This window comes from Oleiphilus sp. HI0067 (genome assembly GCF_001635735.1).
Window position 1 is genome coordinate 1 of sequence record NZ_LWFI01000497.1, and the last position, 640, is coordinate 640.

Here is a 640-nt window from a genome sequence, read left to right on the forward strand (position 1 = left end):
TAACCGGCTGACAGACTCGGGTGTTTATGCCGCTGATCAGTTGTTCGCAACACTAGATCCAACACTTAGGCGTATTGATTTTCCCGATATTGGTCGTGCCATTTTGGTAGATACGGTCGGGTTCATACGGCATTTACCTCACAAGTTAGTTGATGCGTTCAGAGCAACGCTAGAAGAAACAATATCGGCTACGCTTTTGCTGCATGTTATAGACGGTGCTGATTCAAGAAGGTTGGACAATATAGAGGCAGTCGAACAAGTTTTAGATGAAATAGGCGCGGGCGATGTTAAGGTCCTCCGAGTCTATAATAAGATCGATTTGTTGGACGATGGCGTAAGTAGAATTGATCGCGATGAAGATGGTGCTCCTGTAAGAGTGTGGTTGTCAGCAAACTCGGGAGAGGGAACTGATTTATTGTCTGATGCAGTCGCTGAGTTGTTAAGCGATGAGGTTATGCACTGCATACTTCGACTTCGCCCAGAGCAAGGTCGGCTCAGAGCGATGTTATTTGAGTCAAATCATGTCATTCAGGAAGAGTATGATGATAAAGGGATGGCACGTGTTGAAGTTCGTTTGCAGACCAGCGATTTTGAAAGAATGCTTAAACGCTGCAATGTTCCGCGCGCGGATTTGCTGATT

General features: G+C 45.8%; 1 protein-coding gene. It reads left to right on the plus strand.

Annotated features, from left to right (window positions below):
* The coding region (locus A3739_RS05915; RefSeq protein WP_197472098.1) for a GTPase at positions 1–640 on the plus strand (640 nt) is incomplete at both ends.